The 1,462-nt window shown below is 42.8% G+C and carries 2 protein-coding genes; both read right to left on the bottom strand.

Translation table 11 applies throughout. From position 1 onward, the window contains the following. Window positions 1–1,130 (bottom strand): IS66 family transposase (tnpC, locus tag ADS77_RS21075; protein WP_054456197.1); only part of this gene is annotated, 1,130 nt, incomplete at its 3' end. A gap of 95 nt (window positions 1,131–1,225) precedes the next feature. Then, the coding region (gene tnpB / locus ADS77_RS21070; RefSeq protein WP_054456195.1) for an IS66 family insertion sequence element accessory protein TnpB at window positions 1,226–1,462 on the bottom strand (237 nt) is incomplete at its 5' end.

Below are 1,462 nucleotides of genomic sequence, written 5' to 3'. Positions count from 1 at the left end.
GCTTTTTGCTGCCTAACGGTGAATTTTTCACTGACCGATTTACCTTTGATGGCTTGCTCAATACCATAGAGTTTGCGAATAAGGTTAAGTGCTACATCCGCTTTAACGGTTTTTTTATTATTGCCTTTGGCCTCGATGAACTTACGGCGTATATGAGCTAAGCACGCAACCAGTGTTGCCTTCGTTTGCTCGTATGCTTTGTAGCCGTCAACGTGCATGTAGCCTTGATAACCGTCAAGAAAATCAACTACACAGTGGGCCGCGCGACTATTATGATAATCAAACAAGACAATATTAGTGCCTTTACCCGGCTTATCATCGCCACAACAATACAGCCACATATAGCTGGTCGCTTTCTCTGCGTTAATAACGTTTAACGAGGTTTCATCGCCATGAATAACCGCTTGAGATAACAAGATTTCTTTTAAGCGCTGATAGAGCGGTGACAACAATTCAGCACAGCGTAACATCCAGCTCGACATGGTTTGCCTGCTCAATTCAATACCGATATCAGAAAATAACGTTTCTTGGCGATAAAGCGGCAAGCCAAACTGGTATTTACACATGATTATTTGGCTCAGTAAACTGGGCGTGGCGATACTTTTTGGAATGGATGTTGCGGGCATTAGGGCGGTTTTTACTACACTTTCAATCCCTTCACGCTCACAGTGACGGCACGTATATTTAGGGCGAATAGTTTTGATAACCTTGATATGCGCTGGCACAAATTCGAGTGTTTCACTGCTGCTTTCACCCATTTTGTGAAGTGGGCTTTGACAGCAATCACACACTTTTTCATCCTCATCAAGGTCAACAACCACCTCGACTCGTGGTAACTGTGCTGGCAGTGGCCGGCGTTTCGGTTTGGCTTTTTCTTTCTTTACTAAGGGCGATGTGGCCAATAGCGCTTTATCATGTTCATCAAGAATGTCTTCTRCTTCATTGAAGAGCTCTCCAGCACCGGGCATCTTTTCAGATTTCTTCGCGTACTCTTTGGCAAGCTTCGCGTTATAAGCTTGCAGTAATTCGTGAATTTGCGCATCTTTTTCAGCAACGACTTGTTGCAACTCAAGCACCATGCGCTTGAGTTGTTCTAGGTCGTCAGGAAGTAAGTGTGCATCAATTTTCATGTTCGCAATTTAACAGAATTTGACGTTGTTTTCTTGTTTGACGCAAAGATAAAGCAGACGGTGTGGCAACGATCATTTACTGTCAATATGATCGATTAGATCATCGATTGATACTGCAATTCTTCATGACCAAGTACATCATATCCCGACAACAACCAATCCAATTGCCCAGGACTGAGTTCAAATTCTTGCAAACTGACTTTGCTTGGCCATTTGAACTTTTGTTTTTCTAAGCGCTTGTACCACAAAGCAAACCCCGTTTTATCCCAGTAAACCAGCTTGAGTTTATCTTTCGATTTATTGCAGAACAAAAATAATGCGCCAGTATAAGC

This window comes from Pseudoalteromonas porphyrae (genome assembly GCF_001298125.1).
GTDB classification, from domain to species: domain Bacteria; phylum Pseudomonadota; class Gammaproteobacteria; order Enterobacterales; family Alteromonadaceae; genus Pseudoalteromonas; species Pseudoalteromonas neustonica.
Note: the sequence above shows the minus strand (reverse complement) of the source record. Positions and strands in the feature narration are given on the sequence as shown.